Below are 20,372 nucleotides of genomic sequence, written 5' to 3'. Positions count from 1 at the left end.
GGGGCCCCCCCCCGCGGCCCCGCGCCCGCCCCCCCGCCGCCCCCGCCCCCCCCCCCGCCCCGCGGGGCCCCCGGGGGCCGCGCGGCGTCGTCGTGTTCTGCGGGCCGTCCCGGGCAGCCCGCGGCGGGGGCCCGGGGATGGCGTTTCGAGCGGGGGTGCCGCGGGGGGGACCCGCGGCGCCCGGGCGGGCTCAGTCCTGCCGGACGAGCTGCAGGACGGTGTCCCGCACCGACTCCATGGCGGCGGCGTCCGGGGCCTCCACGTTGAGCCGCAGGAACGGCTCGGTGTTGGACGGACGCAGGTTGAACCACCAGCCCTGCTCGGGGTGGGTGAACGTGGTGCCGTCCATGTCCTCGACCTGCACGGCGGGGTCCGTGGCTGCGAAGTGTGCCCGGACGCGGTCCACCGCGGCGGCCTTGTCCTCGATCTCGGAGTTGATCTCGCCGGAGGCCACGTAGGGGTCGTACATGCGCATGAGATCGCTCAGCGGCGCGTCCTGTTCACCCAGCGCGGCCAGCACGTGCATCGCGGCGAGCATGCCCGTGTCCGCGTTGAAGAAGTCCTTGAAGTAGTAGTGCGCGGAGTGCTCACCGCCGAAGACGGCGCGCTCGGAGGCCATGACCGCCTTGATGAAGGAGTGGCCCACGCGCGTGCGCACGGCACGCCCGCCCGAGGCCTCGATCCGCTCGGGGACCGCCTTGGACGTGATGAGGTTGTGGATCACCACGGGCCGGTCCTCACCCGCGGCGCGGGCCCGGGTGATCTCGCGCTCGGCGACGATCGCGGCCACCGCGGACGGGGAGACGGGATCACCGTTCTGGTCCACCACGAAGCAGCGGTCGGCGTCGCCGTCGAACGCGAGCCCGATGTCCGCACCGTGCTCGCGCACGGCCCGCTGCAGGTCCTCGAGGTTGGCGGGCTCGAGTGGGTTGGCGGGGTGGTTGGGGAACGTGCCGTCCAGCTCGAAGTACAGCGGGACGATCTCGAGCGGCAGCGGGTCCAACAGTGCGTCCCCGAGCACCGCCGGAGTGGTCAGCCCGGCCATCCCGTTGCCCGCGTCCACCACGACCTTGAGGGGGCGGATCCCGGAGAGGTCCACCAGGCTGCGCAGGTAATGGGCGTAGTCACCCAGTACGTCCCGGCGCGAGACCTGGCCGCGGTGCTCGGAGGCCGGGATCTCCCCGGCGTCCAGGTAGCGCTGTGCGACGTCGCGGATCTCGTACAGGCCGGTGTCCGAGGAGACGGGGACGGCCCCGGCCTTGGCCATCTTGATGCCGTTGTACTCGGCCGGGTTGTGGCTCGCGGTGAAGGTGACGCCGGCGCTGTCCAGGGTGCCGCACGCGAAGTACAGCTCGTCCGTGGAGATGCTGCCGATCACCGTGACGTCCGCACCGCGGCGGGTGGCGCCGGCCGCGAACGCCTCCACGAACTCGGGGGAAGAGGGGCGCATGTCGCCGCCCACGACCACCCCGGAGCCGACCAGGCCCAGGACGTCCACGAACGCGGCACCGGTGGCGCGCACGCTGTCCGCGGTGATGCTCTCGCCCACGATGCCGCGGACGTCGTACGCCTTGAATGATGAGGAAAGATCTGTGGTCACCGTCCCGATTCTACGTGAGCGGGATCGGTGAACCCCGGTAGTCCGGCGTTTTCCGGGGCGCTGTGGTTACATGTTCGACATGGCCGAGTTCTTGAGGATGACCAATCCGATCCAGCACTACGCGTGGGGATCGCGATCGGTCCTCGCCGGCATGCAGGGGCGCTCCGCACCCACCGAGGAACCCGAGGCCGAGCTGTGGATGGGTGCCCACGCGAGCGCTCCGTCCCGGGTGACCCTCGACGGGGTCCAGCGCGGCCTGGACGAAGTGGCCCCCGACCTGCCGTTCCTCCTGAAGATCCTCGCGATCGCGGCGCCGCTGTCCATCCAGGTGCACCCGTCCGAGGAACAGGCCCGTGAGGGGTTCGCGCGGGAGAACGCCGCGGGCGTCGCGCGGGACTCCGCGCACCGTAATTACAAGGACGAGCGCGCCAAACCGGAGACGGTCGTGGCGCTGTCGCCCATGTGGTTGCTCGCGGGTCAGCAGGACCGGGCCGACCTGAAGCGCCTCGCCCGGGAACTGAACCTCCCGTGGCTCGCGGACGCCGCGGCGTCCGAGTGTCCCGTGCAGTATGCGCTCGAGCTCGACGACGACGCCGCTGCCGCCGCCGTGCGCACGTGCGTCACCGCTGCGGATACCACCCCGGCCACCTCGCCCCGCGGCGAGGACGCGGACAAACCCCGGTTGTCCGCGGAGGCGGATCCCGTGGAACGCGCGACGCACCTGATCCGGTTGTTGACCCACCACTACCCGGGTGACCGGGGTCTGCTCGTGGCCCTGTGTATGAACATGGTGCACCTGGCCCCCGGCCAAGCCCTGTTCACCCCGGACCGACAGGTGCACGCGTACCTCAGCGGCACCGCGGTGGAGATCATGGGGTGCTCGGACAACGTGCTGCGCGCTGGTCTGACCGCCAAGCACGTGGACGTCCCGGAACTGCTGAGGGTCATGGCCACCGCCCAGCAACCCGTGAGCGTCCTGGAACCGCGCGAGGCCGAGGACGGCGTGGTGCGGTACACGCTGTGGGACCCCGCTCTCTCCCTGGCCGCGGTGCGCGTGAGCCCGCAGCGCCCCGTCACCCGGGAGCTCGCGGGGGTGTGCATGGTGCTCGTGACCGAGGGGGACGTGGAGGTCTCCGCGCGCTCTGCTGGTGACGCGGACGCGGAGGGTGCGCGAGCGACGTCGGGCGAGTCCCTGATCTGCCTGGAGACCCCGAGCACGGTGACCCTGAGCGGGGACGGGCGGGTGTTCCTCGTGGAGGCGGTTACGCCCGCGCGCTGAGGTTTTCGGGTCTCACCCTTTAGGTTGTCGCGTAATTTCCTGTTTGAGCGTTCAATGGATGGGCACCCTTTCTACGACCCTGATATTGGAGCGCACATGGACCGGCGGATCGAACGCACCCGTGCGGCCGTGGTGGAAGCCGCCGTCGAACTGGTTGCGCGCCGGGGCTCCCAGGTGGGGATGACCGAGATCGCGCAGGCCGCGGGGGTCAGCCGCAAGGCCGTGTACGAGAACTTCGGCTCGCGGGACCAGGTGCTGCTCGGCGCCACGCAATCCTTGCTGGCCCGCCTCCCCCTGGCCCCGAGCGCCCTGCAGAACCGCGAGGCCAGTCCGCTGGACCTGGTCCTGCCCCCGCTCGTGGCGCACCTGGACGAGCACCAGGAGTTCTACCGGGCCATGCTGTGCGGGCCCGGTCCCTCCCTGGCACGTAGGGCGGTCGCGGAACACGCCATGACGGGTCTGCGCAGCCTCCGGGAGGATCGCGAGAGCGGGGAGGACCGCGGCGTCGTCGAGATCCGGGACCGGTTCGTGGTCCACGGCCTACTGGGCGTGCTCGCGGACGCACTCGCCGAACAGCAGGACGCAGACCTGTCGACCCTCGCCCGGGTGCTCAACGCGAGCCTCGCCAACGGCGGCCTCGAGAACTGAGGTCCCGCAGGGTGTGACGGGCCCGTGAGGCCGAGGCGTTCCGGCCCCGCCGGGCGCGGAGGACCCCCATATCGCGCGGCGGCAGGGGGACCGGGTGGGCCCCGGGGGTTCGGAATAATCCGCCGCTGACGCATGCTGTACCGGATGTCGGGGGCACGCGCTGTCCCCGCGACACCCGTTCCGACAGGAAGGACCCGCAATGTCCGAGATCACGATCATCGGTGGCCACGGCAAGGTGGCGCTGCAGCTGAGCCGATTGCTGTCCACGCAGGGGGACACCGTCAACGCGGTGATCCGCAAGCGGGAACAGAGCCAGGACGTGGAGAACACCGGGGCAACACCGGTCGTCGCGGACGTCCAGGAGTTGGACGTTGAGGCCATGACGGAGCTGTTCTCCGGCCAGGACGCCGTCGTGTGGTCCGCGGGCGCGGGCGGGGGCGACCCCGAGCGCACGTACGCCGTGGACCGGGACGCCGCGATCCGTTCCATGGATGCCGCGCAGGCCGCCGGCGTCACGCACTACGTCATGGTGTCCTACATGGGCGCCGGGCAGGACCACGGGGTCCCCGAGGACAACGACTTCTACTCCTACGCGCAGTCCAAGGCGGACGCGGACGACCACCTGCGCGCGAGCTCCCTCGAGTGGACCATCCTGGGCCCCGGGGCGCTCACCGACGACGACCCCTCGGGGGAGATCACGCTGGGCCGCGCCGGCAGCGACGACGAGAAGAAGACGGCACGCGGCAACGTGGCCCTCGTGGCCGCCCGGGCGCTCGCCGATCCGCGGGGCACCGCCGGGAAGTTCATCGAGTTCTCCGACGGTGACACCCCGATCGCTGAGGCGCTCGAGAACCTGAGCTGACCTGCGGCGTTCGTCAGTCGTGATCGCCCGGTCCGTGGCGGGCCCCACCGGGGCCCGCGTGGACCGGGCGATTTCTCACGCCCGGTCGCGGCAGATCGGGCCCCGCAAATCAGGCGCTGATGGTTCGGGCTCCTGCAGCTCGGCCCGACAGCCGGCCCCGGCGCCCGGTCGTGATAGCCGCTCCGGACCTGCGGGCCCTGTCTGCCGGGTCGCTCCGACCGGGGTCTTCCAGGCTGGGGTCTTCTAGGCTGGGGGCATGGAGATGCCGTCGATTCATCCCGCCGCGTCAGCCGGCCGCAGCCAGGACAAGCTGGACCTAAACGGGACCATCGCCCTCACCGCCGTGGTGCACGGGACCGTGCAGGGCGTGGGGTTCCGCTACTGGTGCTGGCGTCAGGCCGAGAAACTGGGACTCGTGGGAAGTGCCACCAACAACCCGGACGGCACCGTGACCGTCGTGGTCGAGGGTCCGCGCTGGGCCGTGGGTGAGCTGCTGCAGGCGCTCATCTCCCGGGATACCCCCGGTGCGGTGATCACTGTGGACGAGCACTTCGGCCCGTCCACGGGGGCGTTCACCGACTTCAGCACGCACTGACCCGCGGGCGGAGTTCACCTGCCGTTGATCTGCGCTTCGTGGCGCGGCACGCGGACCTCGTGAACATGTCCTTCGTGCGCAGCGCGGACGATGTCGCGGATCTGCTGGAACAGCTGTCCGAGCTCGATGCCACGTCCATGGACGTGATACTGAAGATCGAGACGGTGGGCGGTTTCGAGCAGCTGCCCATGATGTTGCTCGCGGCCATGCGGTGGCAGGACTCCGGGGTGAGCCGCGCGTGGGACGGGGCCGTGGCGGCGTCGTCGGCCGCGCGCATGATATGCGCCGTGGGTCGGGCACGCCGAAAGCGCTGCGCGCTGTGGAATAGTGGTGCTGATGTGTTCGGCGGTACCCGCCGAACACCCCCAACCCGTTTCGAGGAGTGGTCGTTGATGGACTTGAACCCCCTGAACAAGGCGTTCGATGAGAACGGCAAACCCAAGCCCGGTGTCAACAAGTTCCTGGACCATGTGCTGCGCATCCAACAGCCGTGGGTGGTCAAGGCGCTCAAACGGGAGCGTGCGCAGCACCCCAAGGAGACGCCCGCCCAGATCGCCAAGCGCGCTGAGAAGCTCTACCTGCGCTCCGTGACCATGGGCGGCGGTGCCGTGGGTGCCACCGCGGCGGTCCCCGGGATCGGCACCATCGCGTCCCTCGGGCTGTCCTCCGCCGTCGTGGCGGGCTACCTGGAGGCTACGGCCCTGTACGCGCAGGCCATGGCCGAACTGCACGGGGTGGAGCCCAAGGACGAGCAGCAGAACCGGACCATGATCATGGCGCTCATGCTCGGCGAGGACGGGAGCGCGCTCATGGGCCAGTTGCTGTCCAGCTCGTCCGCGAGCAAGAGCCTCACGAGCAAGTGGGGCCTGATGCTCGGCAAGTCCCCGGACAGCTCCCAGCGCTTCGACGTGGGCCGCTCGATCCGCAACATGTTCGTCAAGCGGTTCCTGGCCCGCCAGTCTGGCGCGGTGCTGGGCCGCGCGCTGCCGTTCGGTCTGGGGGCCGTGGTGGGGGGCGGCGCCAACCTGGCCATGGCCCGCCAGGTCATCAAGGCCTCACGCGAGGCCTTCGGGGATTTCCCGGATGAGTTCCCGCCCAACCTTGCCCTGGGTGAGCGCGCGGAGAAGTTCGAGGACGGTTCCCCCGACGGTGATCGGAAGGAACTGGAGTCCGACGCGAAGGGCCGGAAGAAGCGCAAGTAGGGCGCACAACCCCGGGCGGGGTCATGCGGTGCCCGGCGGCGCTCGTGAGTTCCGCCGGGCCCCCCGAATACATCTGTGTCCCGAAACAGCACGTGATCACGCGTGGAGCGTGCTGTTCCGGGACACAGGTGTTTGGTGCTGCCTCGGCCCTGCTCGGAGCCGCTCCGGGGGCGGGACCGGGCGGCGTCGGGCCGGACCGGCGGCTCAGTCCAGGTAACGGTCCACGAGCTGCTCGGCCAGGCCCGTGTACTGCCCGGGGCCCAGCTCGCTCAAGCGCCGGGCGGTGTCCTCGGAGAGGCCGAGGCCCGCGATGAACTCGCGCATCCGGTCGGCGTCCACGCGGTGGCCGCGGGTGAGTTCTTTGAGCCGCTCGTAGGGGTTGTCCATGCCCTCGCGGCCCGCAATGGCCTCGGCGCGCATGGCGGTCTGCACGGCCTCGCCCAGGACCTCCCAGTTCTGGTCCAAGTCCTCGGCGAGCACCTCCTGCGCCACGTCCAGGCGGTCGAGGCCCTTGAGCACGTTGGACACCGCCAGCAACGAGTGACCGAACGCCACCCCGATGTTGCGCTGGGACGAGGAGTCCGTGAGGTCCCGCTGCCACCGCGAGGTTACGAGGGTTGCGGCGAGCGTGTCCAGCAGCGAACACGAGATCTCCGCGTTGGCCTCCGCGTTCTCGAAGCGGATGGGGTTGACCTTGTGTGGCATGGTCGAGGAGCCCGTGGCACCCTCCACCGGGATCTGGTGGAAGTAACCGATCGAGATGTAGGACCACACGTCCGTGCAGAGGTTGTGCAGGATCCGGTTGAACCGGGCCATGTCCGCGTACAGCTCGGCCTGCCAGTCGTGGGACTCGATCTGGGTGGTCAGCGGGTTCCACGTGAGCCCCAGGTGGTTCACGAAGGACCGGGAGGTCTCGGGCCAGTCCGTGTCCGGGGCCGCGGCGGTGTGCGCTGCGAACGTCCCGGTGGCGCCGTTGAGCTTGCCCAGGAACTCGGTGTCCGCCACGCGCTGCACCTGGCGGCCCAGGCGGTGCGCGAACACTGCGAGTTCCTTGCCCAGGGTCGTGGGCGTGGCCGGCTGGCCGTGGGTGTGAGACAACATGGGGGTGGCCTTCGCGTTCCGCGCCATCGTGGCCACCGCCGCGACCAGTTCGCGCGCCGCGGGCAACCACACGTGGTTGATCGCATCGCGGATGCCGAGCGCGTAGGAGAGGTTGTTGATGTCCTCGGACGTGCACGCGAAGTGCACGAGCGGCGTCAGGTGCTCGAGGCCGAGCCCCGGCAGCCTGCGCCCGATGTAGTATTCCACCGCCTTGACGTCGTGCACCGTGACGGCCTCGATCTCAGCCAGTTCCGCGACCGACGCGGCGTCGAAGTCCGCGACGATTGCGCGCAGACCGCTCTTTTGCTCATCCGAGAGGGGTTCCAGACCCGTGAGCGCTCGCTGCTCGCACAGGTGGATGAACCACTCGACCTCCACGTGCACCCGTTCGCGGTTTAGCGCCGCTTCCGAGAGGTAGTCCACCAGCACGGCGGTCTGGGGGCGGTAACGGCCGTCCAGCGGTCCCAGCGCGATGGCGGGTGACTGCTGGCTCAGGGCCACACGTCCGGAGGGGAGGGTCTGCGCGGTGTTCGACATGGCCCTCATTCTTTCACGCGCCGGGGCGCCCCTCGCCGCGGTGAACGTCCTGCACCGCGGTCCTCGGGATGGCCGAGCAGGGCGTGGATACACATGCTTCCGGGGCCGCCCGAGCACAGGATCGCCGTTCCCTAGCCTGGTCGCGTAGCGCCCGCGTGGTGGGGCGCGGGAAGGAACCGGTCATGTCACAAATCGCGAGCCCGGTGTTCCCGGGAACGTCCCCGTCGGCGGTCTCGGCGCTGGTCCACGAACGACTCTGCCTCGTGGCACGTCATTACGACGACGCCGCGGAGCACCTCGCGGGGCTCGCCTCCCGGATCGCGTCCCTCGCGGAGACCCACGGTGCGTGGGAGGGCCCGGGTGCCAGGTCCTTCCGGGCCCGCGCCGATCGCCACGAGCAGGAACTGCGAGACGTTTCGCACCGCTGTCGTGAAACCGCTCAGCTCGTGCGGACGGGAGCGGCCGCGCTCGCGGAACGGGTCGCGGCTGTGGAGAGCATCGCCCAGGTGGGAGCTCCCATGGCCGCGGCACTGAGCACGGTGCTGGGCGTGGGACTCGCGATGGGTCACGCTGCGAGCGCGTCGTGGGGCGGGTCGCCGTGACCGCGGCGGCGCGGACGGTCCTGGGCTCGAGCACCGGATCTTCGGAGGACGCAGCTGTGCCGGCCGCGGGTGATGAACAGGCCGGGAGGTCGGCCGTGCCGGTGGCGGGAGGTGGCCCCGCCGCCGTGCCGGTTGCGGAAGATGCGGCCGCCTCGTCTCCGCGGGACACTGCCGTGAGCATGGAACACGGCGTGACCGAGGTCCACGGGCGGGCCGAGGACCTCCAGAGCGAATTGTTCACCCCTGGTTCCGGGGAACGCCCCACGCCGGACGGCCACGCGGACCCGGAACGGGTCGCAGCCGCCGCCGAGGGCGCGAGAACCAGCATGGAGGTCTTGGGTGACGTCCCGGGTGGCACCGCGGTCATGGTGGACACGGACGTCATCTCGGGGATCGAGGGCTCGCTCACCGCGGTGGTCGAGACCGTGGGCGGCGTCCTCGCCGGGCTCGTCCCGGTCACCGCCGAACTGCACCTGTGGTCCCTCACGGGGCAACCGTCCCTGGCGGGTGCGGGGGCGCTCGCCGATCTCGTGAGCCGCGACCTGCTCGCGCAGATCGCCGCACTGGAGGCCTCTGCCGCGCGACTGGTTCTCGCGCGGCAGAACTACGAGACCGTGGAGAGGGCATTGACGTCCCTCCTGGCGGGGCGGGTGTGGGGTTTGCCCCTGTACGGTGTGACCCGCCTTCTGGCCCGGGATTGCGGTCGGACCCTGGAAGACCTGGACGTCGCACTGGCTCGCGCGGGGATCGACTCACCGCACAAGTTCCTCGAGCGCGTCCAGCCGTGGCAGTACGGGCTCCTCATCCGGGGAGGTGGTCCGCGCGGGACCGACGCCCTCATCCGCGGGCCTGGCCTGGACGATCTCATGGATGGGCTGCTTCAGTACCCCGTCGTGCCCGGCGGGAGTGCCTCCGGGTCCCACACCGCCCCGGGAGCCGGTGCGGGCACCCCGGGAGCCGGTGCGGACGCACCAGGGCCCGGCGCCGTCGCGGCGGAGCCGGGCGGGAGAACCGGCGGTGCGGCGTCGTCGGCGCCGAGGCCCTTAACGCTGGGCCAGCACGCGCGAGCGCTGGCCGTGGGGTTGCTCACCGCGTACGGCAGGTCCGAGAAGACCACTGGGGGCGCGGGCGACCCGTGGCGGGATGCAGCGGGGGAGGAACCCGGGGTGCTCGGGGCCATGCTCGCGCCCGCCTCGGCCGCCGTGCTGTCGGTTTCTCTGGCGGGCATCGCGTGGTACACGCCGTATCGCAAGGGGCGCCGGTTGACCCCGGCAGAGGCCTTCGACCGCGGTGTACCGGCTGCCCTGCGACCGGTGCTCGCCCCGCGCGCGTTACGCGAGGCACGCCGGGAGGTGTTCACCGGGGTGACCGCCGCGAACGCGGCCCGCCACCACATGACGGGCATGCCCGAGCGACCGCTTCCGGCGGGGGTGCGGCACGCGGGAGCCGTGCCCACCACGATCGCGGGGACCGCCGCGGCGCTCGAGGACGCCAAGAACATCGTCTCGGGCGCGGGCCCGGACGGGGCGCAGGTCGAGAACAGCACGGTCATGGTGCAGAAGGCCACGGACGGGAACGGGAGGACGGCGTACTCCGTGGTGCTGACCGGGACCGAGAAGTGGGAGGACAGTCCCGGCGTGCATGATCTGAAGGGGATCGGGCAGGGCATCACGGCGCAACCGGACGCTGCACTCACCGAGCTGCCCCAGGCGCAGCGCATGGCCGTGCAGGCGCTGCAGGACGCGGGCATCCGCTCCGGGGACACCGTGGTGCTCACGGGCCACAGCCTGGGCGGGATCGACGCCGCTGGGCTGGCTGCCAACCGTGCGTTCCGTGAGCGTTATGACGTCGCCGCGGTCACCACGTTCGGTTCGCCCGTGGGGGACTTCGAGATCCCCGAGGGCACGTCCGTGATGGCGGTGGAACACGTGGACGACGTCGTGCCCACCCTGGACGGCGTGCCCAACCCGGATGCCGACCACCGATCCACGGTGCGCGTGAACACCCCCTATCAGGATGCGCTGACCCTGAAGCAGGGGTTCAGGGGGATCGGGGCGCATGAGATGTACGTGTACACGGTGGGCGCCCAGGGGATCACCGATTCGCGGCACCCGGTCGTGGTGGCCCATGAGCAGCGGCTCGCGGACGCGGTGCCCCATGGGCCCGGGACGCGCACCGAAACGTACGTCTACGAGGGACGGGAGGAACACTGAGGCACCGACGAAGTGGGGCGGTCCCTGGCGTTAGCATGGCAGCTATGGAAACTTCCACGCCCGCTCCCGGATCGCAGGGGTCACCGCAGCGGACCACGCGCGTTACGCCGCGGGCGGTACTCGGCAAGCTCCCCGCGTACGCCGCGGGCAAGTCGGCCGCCGGGATCCCCGGTCTCGTGGCCTACAAGTTGGCATCCAACGAGAACCCCTTCGGTCCCGTTCCGGCCGTGCGGGAGGCGCTCGCGTCCTTCGACGCCTACAACCGCTATCCGGATCCCGCCGCGAGCGCCCTGCGTGAGGCCCTGGCGCAGTACCTGGACGTCCCCGCGCAGGACGTCGTGGCCGGTGCGGGCAGCCTGGGCGCACTCAACCAACTGCTCGCGGCCTTCGCCGGTTCCGGGGAGGACGGTCGCCCGGACGAGGTGATCCACGCGTGGCGCTCGTTCGAGGCGTATCCGATCTCGGTGGGTCTGGCCGGCGCGCTCGGCGTGCAGGTGCCCAACCTCCCGGACGGCTCGCACGATCTCGACGCGATGGCCCGCGCCGTCACCGACCGCACGCGGGTCATCCTGCTGTGCACCCCCAACAACCCCACGGGCCCCAGCCTGCGCGACGACGCCGTGCGCGAGTTCCTGAAGCGGGTCCCGTCCCACGTGGTGGTCGTCGTGGACGAGGCGTACTGGGAGTTCCAGCGCGCCGAGGGCCTGGCCGACGGAATCGAGCTCTACCGTGATCACCCCAATGTGGTCTCCCTGCGCACGTTCTCCAAGGCCCACGGTCTGGCCGGGCTGCGGGTGGGTTACACCGTGGCCCAGCAGGAGGTCACGCAGTACCTGCGCCAGAGCGCGCCGGCGTTCAGTGTCACGGAGGTGGCCCAGCTCGCTGCGATCGCGTCCCTCACGAACATCGACCAGGTCGAGGAACGGGTCCAGCGGGTCGTGGACGAACGGGAGCGCGTGCTGCGCGGACTCGACGACCTGGGGTGGCAGTACCCGCCCACCCAGGCGAACTTCGTGTGGCTGCCCCTCGGGGAGCACGGCGAAGCGTTCTCACAGCTGTGCGATCAGCACGCCCTGTCCGTGCGGCGTTTCGGTGCGGAAGGGGTGCGCGTGAGTTTCGGGGAGCCCGAGGCGAACACCCGGTTCCTGGAACTGTGCGCCGCGTTCCCGCACCCCAGCACCATGCCCCTGCCTGGGCAGCCCTGAGACCGTTACGAGTACCGAGAACCCCGCGCACGCCCGGATCGCCGTGACGGTGGCGAGACGGCAGGCGAGGACAGCGGAAGGACCGACACCACCCATGGCATCACGCACCCACGCAGGCGCCGTGCCCAGCACGCTCCCACGTCACCAGATCCTGGACGAACAGGGGGCGATCGCGGACGATGCCCTGTTGTCCCCGTACGTCGCGGACGTCACGGTCGAACAGTTGCAGCACCTCTACCGTTCCATGACCGGGGCGCGGCGCGTGGACGAGGAGGGTACCTCGCTGCAGCGTCAGGGCCAGCTCGTGCTGTGGGTGCCCCTGCGGGGTCAGGAGGCCGCCCAGGTCGGTTCTGTGTGGCCCACGCTGCCCACCGACCGGATCTTCCCGTCCTACCGCGAACACGCCGTGGCCTTAGAACGCGGTGTGGCGCCGTCCGATCTGATGCGGTTGTTCCGCGGCATCACGGCCGGGGGCTGGGACCCGGAAAAACACAACCTGAACCTCTACACCATGGTGCTCGCCTCCCAGGTCCCGCATGCGGTGGGTTACGCCATGGGAACCGCCCTGGACCGCAAGGCCGCCCAGGATGCGGGCACTCCGCCGGAAACCGACCCGGAGGCCGTCATCGCGTACTTCGGGGACGGTGCGAGCACCGAGGGTGAGATCCACGAGTCCATGGTCTTCGCGGCGTCCTACGACGCCCCCGTGCTGTTCTTCATCCAGAACAACCAGTGGGCCATCTCGGTCCCGTTCGCGACCCAGTCCCGCGTGCCCCTGGCCACGCGCGCGGCCGGTTACGGCTTCGAGGGGTTGCGCGTGGACGGCAACGACATCCTGGGCGTCGTCGCGGCCACGCGGTACGCGCTCGAGAAGATCCGCGCGGGAGAGGGGCCCGTGCTGATCGAGGCGGAGACCTACCGCATGGGGGCCCACACCACGGCGGACGATCCCACCAAGTACCGCGAACGGGACGAGGAAGAGCAGTGGGGTCACCTGGATCCCGTGGACCGGCTGCGGGCCCACTTGCGGGACGCCCACGGGGTCGAGGACGAGTTCTTCGAGACCGTGGCGCGCGAGAACGACGAGATCGCGCAGCGCATGCGCGCGGACGTCCTGGCCATGACCCCGCCCCGGTTCGAGGACTCCTTCGCCAAGGCGTACGCCGAGCAGCATTCACTGGTGGACGCCGAACGCGCCGAGTACCTGGACTACCAGGCGGGCTTCGCACCCCAGGACGAGATGGACGACCACGACACCCGAGGAGCCGGCGCGTGACACAGCTGACCGTGGCCAAGGCCATCAATGCCGGGCTCGCACGGGCCATGGAGGAGAACCCCAAGGTCATGCTCATGGGGGAAGACATCGGCTCCCTGGGCGGCGTGTACCGCGTGACCGAGGGGCTAAAATCCAGGTTCGGTGCGCACCGCGTGCTGGACACACCCCTCGGTGAGGCGGGGATCGTGGGCACCGCGGTGGGCCTCGCCGAACGCGGGTACCGGCCCGTGTGCGAGATCCAATTCGACGGGTTCACGTTCCCGGCGTTCAACCAGATCACGACCCAGCTGGCCAAGATCCACGCCCGCTCGGACGGGCAGCTCACGGTTCCCGTGACGATCCGCATCCCGTACGGAGGTGTGATCGGCTCCGTGGAACACCACTCGGAATCCCCGGAGGCGCTGTTCGCCCACACGGCGGGACTGCGCTTGCTCGCGCCGTCGAACGCGCAGGACGCCTACTGGATGTCGCAGCAGGCCATCGCGTGCGACGACCCCGTCATCATCTTCGAACCCAAGCGCCGGTACTGGCTCAAGGGCGAGGTGGACGAGAAGACTTCCCCGGGGGACCCGTTCAAGGCCTCCGTGATCCGCGAGGGTGAGGAAGCCACGATCGTGGCGTGGGGACCGCTCGTGCCGGTGGCGCTCGCCGCCGCCGAGGCCGCCCGGGAGGACGGGCGCAGCGTGGAGGTCATCGACCTGCGCAGCCTGTCACCCATCGACTTCGACACCGTCACGGCGTCCGTGCGCAAGACGGGTCGCCTGGTGATCGCCCACGAGGCCCCCACGTTCGGTGGTCTGGGCGGGGAGATCGCCGCGCGCGTCACCGAGCGTGCGTTCTACTCGCTCGAGGCTCCCGTGCTGCGCGTGGGCGCCTACCACCTGCCCTATCCTCCCGCAGCCGTGGAGGAGAACTACGTCCCGGATCTGGACCGGGTGCTCGAAGCACTCGACCGGTCCTTCGCCTACTAGAGCATCCACCCCACCGTGATCCGGCGCGGACACGGTGGCCCGGAGGGAGAAGTCATGTCCCAGGTATTCACACTGCCCGACGTGGGTGAGGGTCTGACCGAGGCCGACATCGTGGCCTGGAAGGTGTCCGAGGGGGACACCGTGTCCGTCAACCAGGTGCTCGTGGAGATCGAGACCGCCAAGTCCGTGGTGGAGCTGCCCTCGCCGTTCGAGGGCACGGTCCAGGAGATCCTTGTCGCGGAGGGGGACACCGTGGAGGTGGGCACGCCCATCATCTCCGTGAGCTCCGCCGACGACGCTCCCGCCGGTGCCACTGACCCCGGCTACACGGGTTCCGCCCCGGAGGACGGTCTGGCCGTCGCCCCCGCGCCCGACACCGCCGCGTCGACCGGTGAGGACGCCACGTCCGGTTCGGGGCGCAGCATGGACTCCGCCCAGGGCAAGGCCCTCGTGGGCTCGGGGCCCAAGGCGGACCCGGTGCGTCGGCGGCGTCGTACCCGCGTGGGCATGCGCACGGACGCCGAGGCGCCCCAGGGTCTGAGCGCCTCGACCTCCCGCGCCGACGACGCCGCGGGGCCGGCCGACGAGCGCAAGCACGGTTGGGCGGACCGGTTGTCCCGCACGGGACTGGGAAGTGCCGCCGTGGACCTCGCGGAGAAGGCCGGGAAGATTCGGGACCGCGGGGAGTCCTGGTTGAAGTCTCGGGACGAGGGTGCCGAACAGGGGCCCGCCTCGGCGTCGATCCCGCGCCGTCCGAACCTGGCCAAGCCCCCGGTGCGCAAGGCGGCCAAGGAGATGGGCATCGATCTCGCGGACGTGCAGGCCACCGGCGACGGCGGCCAGGTCACCAAACGCGACCTGCTCGCCTACGCGGCACACCTGCGCGAGGTGGAGGACGGCCCGGACACGTTCTGGACCCACACCGGCCAGCCGGCCAACGTGCGGGAGGAACGCATCCGCGTCAAGGGCGTGCGCAAGGCCACCGCCCAGAACATGGTCAAGTCCGCCTTCAGCGCGCCCCACGTGTCGATCTTCGTGGAGGTGGACGCCTCACGGACCATGGAGTTCGTCAAGCGGCTCAAGCAGTCCCCGCACTTCGAGGGTGTGAAGGTCACGCCGCTGTTGATCCTGGCCAAGGCCGTGATCTGGGCGGCCGCCCGCAACCCGCAGGTCAACGCCACGTGGACCGACACCGAGATCATCATCAAGCGCTACATGAACCTGGGCATCGCCGCGGCCACGCCCCGGGGTCTGCTGGTTCCCAACATCAAGGACGCGCAGGACCTCAGCCTCCGGGAGCTGGCGATCGCGCTGCACGAGCTGACGCAGACCGCGCGCGCCGGGCGCACCCAGCCGGGGGACATGCAGGGCGGGACGCTGTCCATCACGAACATCGGTGCGCTGGGCATCGACACGGGAACCCCCATCATCAACCCCGGTGAAGCTGCCATCGTGGCCTTCGGGACCATCAAGCAGAAGCCGTGGGTCGTGGACGGGGACGTCATCCCGCGGTGGATCACGACCCTGGGGGGTTCCTTCGATCACCGCGTGGTGGACGGTGACCTCTCCGCGCGGTTCATGGCGGACGTGGCCCGCATCCTCGAGGAACCCGCTCTGCTGCTTGACTGAAGCTCAGCCGCCGTCGCCCGGCTCCGTGCGGAAGCACCCGGCGAGGTGGCCCGGTGCCCGGCCGATGCGCTGCAACCATCGGTAGGCGGTGACCGGGCCCACCAGCACGATGCCGTGGGATCGCAGCACCTGGGACAGTCGGCGGGACTCCGTAGAACTGTCCGGGAGTTCCAGCGCGTTGTCCGGCGCCGCTTCCGGGGCGTCACCTGGGAAGGGCACCCCGGCCTCCTCGAGCAGCGCGAGCCACCGGTCCATGTCCCAGTCCCGGCACACCTCCGCGTTGTGGATCACGGCCTCGATCTTGGCGCGGTTGCGGATGAGTTCGGCGTTGACGAGGAGGTCGTCCACGTCGTCCTCGTCGAACAGGGACACGCGGGCGGGTTCGAGATCGGCCATGTGGAGGTACCACGAACCGTGGCGCGCGGACTGCGACCACCGGGCCAGCCCCGAGTCCACGAGTTCCAGGGTGAGCGTGGCGAAGTACTCGTCCGCGCTCGAGGGGGCCGTCCCCCAGTCGTGATCGTGATCCGCGAGCGCCCCGGGTGTGCTCACGGCCCACGGGCAGCGCCCCAACCCGTCCCCGCAGTGCACCACCCGGAAGGCGGTGTGGGGCGTGGAATGTGAGGTGTCCTGGGCATCTGCCGAGGTGGTCTCCGATGAAGTCGTCATGGCAGCACGCTAGGGCGGGTGATGTCCTGTGATCCGCGCTCGCGGGCCCCCGGGTATCACCGGCGTGTGAACCCGCCCGGCGGGCGCGCTGTGCAGGGCGATTGCCGCGGGGCGGGACCGTCGTGGATGAGGCGGGTACATGGTGGGCGGGGCCGGTCCATGGCGGGGTCCGGCCGGTGCGGGGGGGTGCTACAACTACAGCTTTTCCCAATTCGCGGTGGGTACGGACGCGAACGGGCTGACGGGCACAGCCATCTCGCAGGTGAACGCGCCGTCCGTCACGGTCACCACGAGAGTTGTCCGTGGCGGCAAAGCTGAGGCGGTGAATCCGCGCAGTGTCGGCCCGTCAACCGGGATGTACAGTTCGAAGTTCAACGGCAAGATGGATTACCAAGGCGAGCAGAACGGCTACCCGACGAGCACAGCCCCTTATCCCATCTCCGGGCTCACCCAGGCATCTCCCGGGCTCGTGCTGAACATCGGGTACAACACGACCACCAGGGTGACGTTCGAATTCCCGGTCCCACTGACGTCGGCGAGCATCACCATCCTGGACATCACCCGGTCAAACAGCACCCTGTCGAGTGGCGCATACCAGTACACAGACACCGCGATGATGGATCAACCCTGGGTCATGACGGGGGACTTGACGCCCGCCAACGCGACGAGGGGTGCTGCGGGGGCCACCTTTTTTCGTTCGGCGGAGTACGTGAGTTCACAGACGAAAACGGTACGGAACGTCATGAGCACGAACACGACATCGCGGTTCTCGTCCCTGACCTTCACCTATACGGCGCCGGTCGCGGGCGGGTGGGAATTCCTCGCCATTCCCAGCATCAGCTTCTGCGTGGCCTGACCGGGAGACGCAGCGCCGCGGCGTCGTCATGCGGAATGCACGCTCGAGGCATCCGGGGTCAGAAAACGGAAACGGCCCCCGTGCCGTCTGCGATCTCCACGGCCACGGGATCGGCGTCCGGGTCCTGGGAGTCGTGGACGATGAACACCGCGGTGGGGTCACCCGGGGGCAGAGCCCGCACGGTCACGGCGCCGGAGCGGGCGTTCGCGAGGATCGCCGAGAGCTGCTGTGTGGTGGCTTCCAGAACCTCGGGCGACGGAGCACTGCCGCGCTCGTCCAGGATGTCCACGGTGATCCCCCGGGCACGTGCCGCGCGGGTGAGCTCCAGGATGTAGGGCGTCGCGATGGAGCGACCGCGGATACTGTCCCGCAGTTGGGCCTCGGTGAGGCGGAACTGCTGGACGTCGTAGTCGGTCACCTCGGAGGAATCCTTGGCGATCTGCTCCAGCAGCCCACCGGCCAACCGGCGGACCTCGTCCACCCGCCGGTTGGAGGCATAGCGCATCCCCTTCTCGGCCTCGTCGCGGCTGCGCGCGGTGGCCAGTAGGCGCTGGGTGTCCTGTCTGCCCCGCATGAAGAAGTCGTACTGCCGCTCGACCATCCACGTCACGAGCACCACGGCGATGCCCACCACGTGATATGCCTCGATGGGCATGATCACCCCGTTGACCACGGGCCACCGGCTCACGGACAACACCGTGACACCGAGCCACACCGCGAAGGCCCAGCCGGGGCGGCGTCGCATCCCCAGGCCGAACAACAGGGCGATAAACCCGAGATGGAACCACGGGGTCTGTCCCGCCTGCAGCGTCACGGGGGTCGCGGCGTAGCCCTGCTGGGCGGCCACCAGGAACAGGACGGACGTCAACGCGGTGGGGATCAGGGGGAACTGGGAACCGTCCCAGCGGGGTAGCGCGATGATGGACCCGGCCAGCGCGTAGTTCACCACGGACACGGCCAACTGCTCGGGTCGGATGGAATCCTGGAGGTAGCCCACGGCGGCCACGAAGGGTGCGCAGAATGCCGCCAGCAGGGTGAGGCGCATGTGGCGGTGGGCGAAGACCGCGCGCGTGGACCCGCTCATGCCGTCACGTCCTTGGGCCACACCAGCGTCACACGCGTCCCACGCCCCGGTGCGGTGTCCAGGGACACTCGTCCGCCGATGGACTCAAGGTTCTCCACGATGGACACGCGCACCCCGAGCCGCCGGTTGGGGACGTCGTAGTAGTTGAAGCCCCGGCCGTCGTCACTGATCGTGAACCGCAGGAAGAAGCCCTCGGGATTGGTCCCGCTGGCGGGGCACAGCTCACCCTCCATCGACACGGTCGTGTACTCACTGCCCGAGTGCCGGGCGCTGTTGGACACCGCTTCCGTCACGGCCTGGGTCAAACCGTGCGCCACGTCCGCGGGGACGAACACCCGCGGTTCGCCCACGGGCCGCATGGGTGCCCGCAGGTTGGTGAATCGCACACGTGCGCGCCACGGGGCGAGGGCCTCCATGAGCTCGTCCATGAGCACGTGGACCATCACGGTGTGGTTCGCGGAGGGGCGGTCGGACTCCTCGGCCAGGATGTCCAGGGCCCGTGCGGCGAGCTGGCGCGTGCGCTTGGGTAGGACACCCCGGGTGCGGGAGGCGTCCAACAGGGCGGCCATCACGTTGTCGTGGATCAACCGGTCGATTCGCTCCTGGTCGGCGGTCTCCGAACGGCTGCGCCGCAGCGCGAGCGTCTGCGACAAGGCCTCGGCGTAGGCGATGTCCATGCGCTCGACACCGTGCTTGCCGGCGGTGAGGACCACCACGAGCATGAGGCTGAACACCATGCGGGAGAGTCCCGCCGTGAGCCATGACTCCGGGATGGGCTCCGCGGTGATGAGCAGGGCGGAGATCAGGGCGTACACGCCCTCGTTCATGATCATGTACAGGATGGCGGCCGTGGGGCTCCACAGCACCGCCGCCGCTCCCACCGCCAGGATGATGAACCCCGAGATCCAGGGGTTCTGGGGCATGGGCTCACCCGTCCACGCGAGCGGCAGGGCCAGGATGGCCGCGGAGACCACGGCCGTGTAGGCCAGGAACACCCAGGGGCGCACGGAATGGCGCAACCCGTAGAACAGGGTGAGGCCGGGGAGCACCGCGAGCGCCAACAGGAAGATCGTGTACCACCCGTGGAGGGAGTGCTGCTGTTGCGCGAAGATGGGCAGCGCCTCGATCAGGTGGGTCACGGCGAACACGCCGAAGCCGATCATCGCGAACCAGTGGGCGCGGTAGGTGTTCAGCCCGAGCTCGTCCGGGGCGGTGGTCGCGAAGAAGCGCTTCCACCGCAACCGCGTGTTGACCGTCCGGTAGGAGCGGGCCCGGCCCTCCGGTGGCCTCCCCAGCAGGATCACGGGGTGTCCGGTGGGGGAATCACAGCTTCTTCTCGGCGCTCGCCACGTCGTCCTCGGGGTCCACGAGACCGTCCTCGATCGCGCGGATCCGCAGGTCGATCTTGGTGGGGGCCGGGCGCCCGATCCGCGCGTACTTCTCACGGATCCGGTCGATGTTGGTCTTCACCGCGGACTGCTTGATCCCCATGCGGCGGGCGACCTGCACCTGGGCGAACCCGGAGGCGTACAGGCGCAGGGTCTCGCGTTCGCGCGGGGACAGGGCGGCGCGGGAGAACTCGACGTCCCCGTCGATGGCCGCGGCCAGTTCCTTGGTGATCACGGGTTTGCCGTCCGCGATCGCCCGCGCCTCCTCGATGGCGTGCTCGAGCGGGTCCGATTTGCGCACCAACCCCAGGGCGCCGGCGCGCAGCGCCTCGCGGATCAACCCGGCGTTCTCGCCGATGCTGAAGATCAGCACCTTCATCCCGGCGCTGCGCAACCGTTCCACGTTGCCCGCCGGGCGTGACTTGTCCGCCAGGGACAGGTCCAGCAGGACGACGTCGCACTCGATGCGTTTCGAGCCCTGCGCGGTGAGGGCGGGATTCTCCGGGTCCCGGCCCAACTGGTCCAACAGGGTGGACACGGAATCTGATGACCCCACGAGCTTGACGTCCGCGAGCGATGTCATGGACACCAGGCGCACGCCTTCACGGACCACTTCATGATCGTCGACTACGGCGACGAGTGTTGAAGGCATAGA

At 69.9% G+C, this 20,372-nt stretch carries 18 protein-coding genes; 12 read left to right on the top strand and 6 right to left on the bottom strand.

Annotated elements, in window-relative coordinates; translation table 11 throughout:
* Positions 1–190: 190 nt before the first annotated feature.
* Positions 191–1,600 carry a phosphomannomutase/phosphoglucomutase gene (locus A5728_RS12850; RefSeq protein WP_064847432.1) on the bottom strand — a complete coding sequence of 470 codons (1,410 nt, stop codon included), beginning with the start codon at positions 1,598–1,600 and terminating at the stop codon, positions 191–193.
* A 79-nt stretch (positions 1,601–1,679) separates the two neighbouring features.
* On the opposite strand from A5728_RS12850, the gene manA reads away from it, so the two are divergent.
* From manA to A5728_RS12825, 5 genes are all read left to right on the top strand, one after another.
* Entirely contained in the window at positions 1,680–2,879 is a 1,200-nt protein-coding gene (manA, locus tag A5728_RS12845) for a mannose-6-phosphate isomerase, class I (RefSeq protein WP_064847440.1), read from the top strand.
* Between the two features lie 54 nt (positions 2,880–2,933).
* Positions 2,934–3,527 (top strand): TetR/AcrR family transcriptional regulator, encoded by a 594-nt coding sequence (locus tag A5728_RS12840; protein ID WP_231885656.1) that lies wholly within the window; start codon positions 2,934–2,936, stop codon positions 3,525–3,527.
* Between the two features lie 199 nt (positions 3,528–3,726).
* Complete coding sequence (locus A5728_RS12835) at positions 3,727–4,389, top strand: SDR family oxidoreductase (RefSeq protein WP_064847430.1); 663 nt, start codon at positions 3,727–3,729, stop codon at positions 4,387–4,389.
* Positions 4,390–4,645: 256 nt separating this feature from the next.
* A complete protein-coding gene (locus tag A5728_RS12830) occupies positions 4,646–4,984 on the top strand; it encodes an acylphosphatase (RefSeq protein ID WP_082943481.1) in 339 nt (112 codons plus the stop codon).
* A 38-nt stretch (positions 4,985–5,022) separates the two neighbouring features.
* Entirely contained in the window at positions 5,023–6,186 is a 1,164-nt protein-coding gene (locus A5728_RS12825) for a hypothetical protein (protein ID WP_231885655.1), read from the top strand.
* A 204-nt stretch (positions 6,187–6,390) separates the two neighbouring features.
* Here the strand turns inward: A5728_RS12825 and purB are convergent, their stop codons facing one another.
* Positions 6,391–7,824, bottom strand: a complete 1,434-nt coding sequence (gene purB, locus A5728_RS12820; protein ID WP_369795640.1) for an adenylosuccinate lyase — start codon at positions 7,822–7,824, stop codon at positions 6,391–6,393.
* Positions 7,825–8,006: 182 nt separating this feature from the next.
* Here purB and A5728_RS12815 point away from each other — a divergent pair, with 182 nt between their 5' ends.
* From A5728_RS12815 to A5728_RS12790, 6 genes are all read left to right on the top strand, one after another.
* A complete protein-coding gene (locus A5728_RS12815; RefSeq protein ID WP_064847428.1) occupies positions 8,007–8,426 on the top strand; it encodes a hypothetical protein in 420 nt (139 codons plus the stop codon).
* Positions 8,427–8,605: 179 nt separating this feature from the next.
* A complete protein-coding gene (locus tag A5728_RS12810; RefSeq protein WP_156523469.1) occupies positions 8,606–10,639 on the top strand; it encodes a hypothetical protein in 2,034 nt (677 codons plus the stop codon).
* Positions 10,640–10,683: 44 nt separating this feature from the next.
* Positions 10,684–11,844, top strand: a complete 1,161-nt coding sequence (locus A5728_RS12805; protein ID WP_064847426.1) for a histidinol-phosphate transaminase — start codon at positions 10,684–10,686, stop codon at positions 11,842–11,844.
* A 94-nt stretch (positions 11,845–11,938) separates the two neighbouring features.
* Complete coding sequence (locus A5728_RS12800; RefSeq protein ID WP_064847425.1) at positions 11,939–13,120, top strand: thiamine pyrophosphate-dependent enzyme; 1,182 nt, start codon at positions 11,939–11,941, stop codon at positions 13,118–13,120.
* Entirely contained in the window at positions 13,117–14,091 is a 975-nt protein-coding gene (locus tag A5728_RS12795) for an alpha-ketoacid dehydrogenase subunit beta (protein WP_064847424.1), read from the top strand. The genes A5728_RS12800 and A5728_RS12795 overlap by 4 nt, the downstream gene beginning before the upstream one ends.
* Before the next feature lie 54 nt (positions 14,092–14,145).
* Positions 14,146–15,720, top strand: coding sequence for a dihydrolipoamide acetyltransferase family protein (locus A5728_RS12790; protein WP_064847423.1), 1,575 nt, complete (start codon positions 14,146–14,148; stop codon positions 15,718–15,720).
* 3 nt (positions 15,721–15,723) lie between these two features.
* Here A5728_RS12790 and A5728_RS12785 read toward each other — a convergent pair whose 3' ends face one another.
* A complete protein-coding gene (locus A5728_RS12785) occupies positions 15,724–16,389 on the bottom strand; it encodes a DNA-3-methyladenine glycosylase I (protein ID WP_082943480.1) in 666 nt (221 codons plus the stop codon).
* A 217-nt stretch (positions 16,390–16,606) separates the two neighbouring features.
* On the opposite strand from A5728_RS12785, the gene A5728_RS12780 reads away from it, so the two are divergent.
* The gene (locus tag A5728_RS12780; RefSeq protein ID WP_156523467.1) at positions 16,607–17,245 is read left to right on the top strand and encodes a hypothetical protein; all 639 of its coding nucleotides are present in this window, start codon (positions 16,607–16,609) and stop codon (positions 17,243–17,245) included.
* Positions 17,246–17,303: 58 nt separating this feature from the next.
* Here the strand turns inward: A5728_RS12780 and A5728_RS12775 are convergent, their stop codons facing one another.
* The 3 genes from A5728_RS12775 to A5728_RS12765 are packed head-to-tail and all read right to left on the bottom strand — an operon-like array spanning position 17,304 to position 20,369.
* Positions 17,304–18,329: a hypothetical protein gene (locus A5728_RS12775; RefSeq protein ID WP_064847421.1), complete on the bottom strand. Its 1,026-nt coding sequence runs from the start codon at positions 18,327–18,329 to the stop codon at positions 17,304–17,306.
* The gene (locus A5728_RS12770; protein ID WP_231885654.1) at positions 18,326–19,633 is read right to left on the bottom strand and encodes a sensor histidine kinase; all 1,308 of its coding nucleotides are present in this window, start codon (positions 19,631–19,633) and stop codon (positions 18,326–18,328) included. Before A5728_RS12770 ends, A5728_RS12775 begins: the two co-directional genes overlap by 4 nt.
* A gap of 19 nt (positions 19,634–19,652) precedes the next feature.
* Positions 19,653–20,369, bottom strand: a complete 717-nt coding sequence (locus tag A5728_RS12765) for a response regulator transcription factor (protein WP_064847420.1) — start codon at positions 20,367–20,369, stop codon at positions 19,653–19,655.
* Positions 20,370–20,372 lie beyond the last annotated feature (3 nt).

This window comes from Kocuria sp. ICS0012 (assembly GCF_001665945.1).
Classification (GTDB): Bacteria; Actinomycetota; Actinomycetes; order Actinomycetales; family Micrococcaceae; genus Kocuria; species Kocuria marina.
The sequence above is the reverse complement of the archived record's forward strand: the minus strand, read 5'-3'. Positions and strand labels throughout refer to the sequence as shown.

Bases quoted from the DNA above. Each gene is read 5' to 3' on its own strand.
- A5728_RS12800 (WP_064847425.1), top strand. From the start codon at position 11,939: ATGGCATCACGCACCCACGCAGGCGCCGTGCCCAGCACGCTCCCACGT.
- A5728_RS12785 (WP_082943480.1), bottom strand. From the start codon at position 16,389: ATGACGACTTCATCGGAGACCACCTCGGCAGATGCCCAGGACACCTCA.
- A5728_RS12805 (WP_064847426.1), top strand. From the start codon at position 10,684: ATGGAAACTTCCACGCCCGCTCCCGGATCGCAGGGGTCACCGCAGCGG.
- A5728_RS12790 (WP_064847423.1), top strand. From the start codon at position 14,146: ATGTCCCAGGTATTCACACTGCCCGACGTGGGTGAGGGTCTGACCGAG.
- A5728_RS12815 (WP_064847428.1), top strand. From the start codon at position 8,007: ATGTCACAAATCGCGAGCCCGGTGTTCCCGGGAACGTCCCCGTCGGCG.
- manA (WP_064847440.1), top strand. From the start codon at position 1,680: ATGGCCGAGTTCTTGAGGATGACCAATCCGATCCAGCACTACGCGTGG.
- purB (WP_369795640.1), bottom strand. From the start codon at position 7,824: ATGTCGAACACCGCGCAGACCCTCCCCTCCGGACGTGTGGCCCTGAGC.
- A5728_RS12810 (WP_156523469.1), top strand. From the start codon at position 8,606: ATGGAACACGGCGTGACCGAGGTCCACGGGCGGGCCGAGGACCTCCAG.
- A5728_RS12835 (WP_064847430.1), top strand. From the start codon at position 3,727: ATGTCCGAGATCACGATCATCGGTGGCCACGGCAAGGTGGCGCTGCAG.
- A5728_RS12775 (WP_064847421.1), bottom strand. From the start codon at position 18,329: ATGAGCGGGTCCACGCGCGCGGTCTTCGCCCACCGCCACATGCGCCTC.
- A5728_RS12840 (WP_231885656.1), top strand. From the start codon at position 2,934: ATGGATGGGCACCCTTTCTACGACCCTGATATTGGAGCGCACATGGAC.
- A5728_RS12830 (WP_082943481.1), top strand. From the start codon at position 4,646: ATGGAGATGCCGTCGATTCATCCCGCCGCGTCAGCCGGCCGCAGCCAG.
- A5728_RS12765 (WP_064847420.1), bottom strand. From the start codon at position 20,369: ATGCCTTCAACACTCGTCGCCGTAGTCGACGATCATGAAGTGGTCCGT.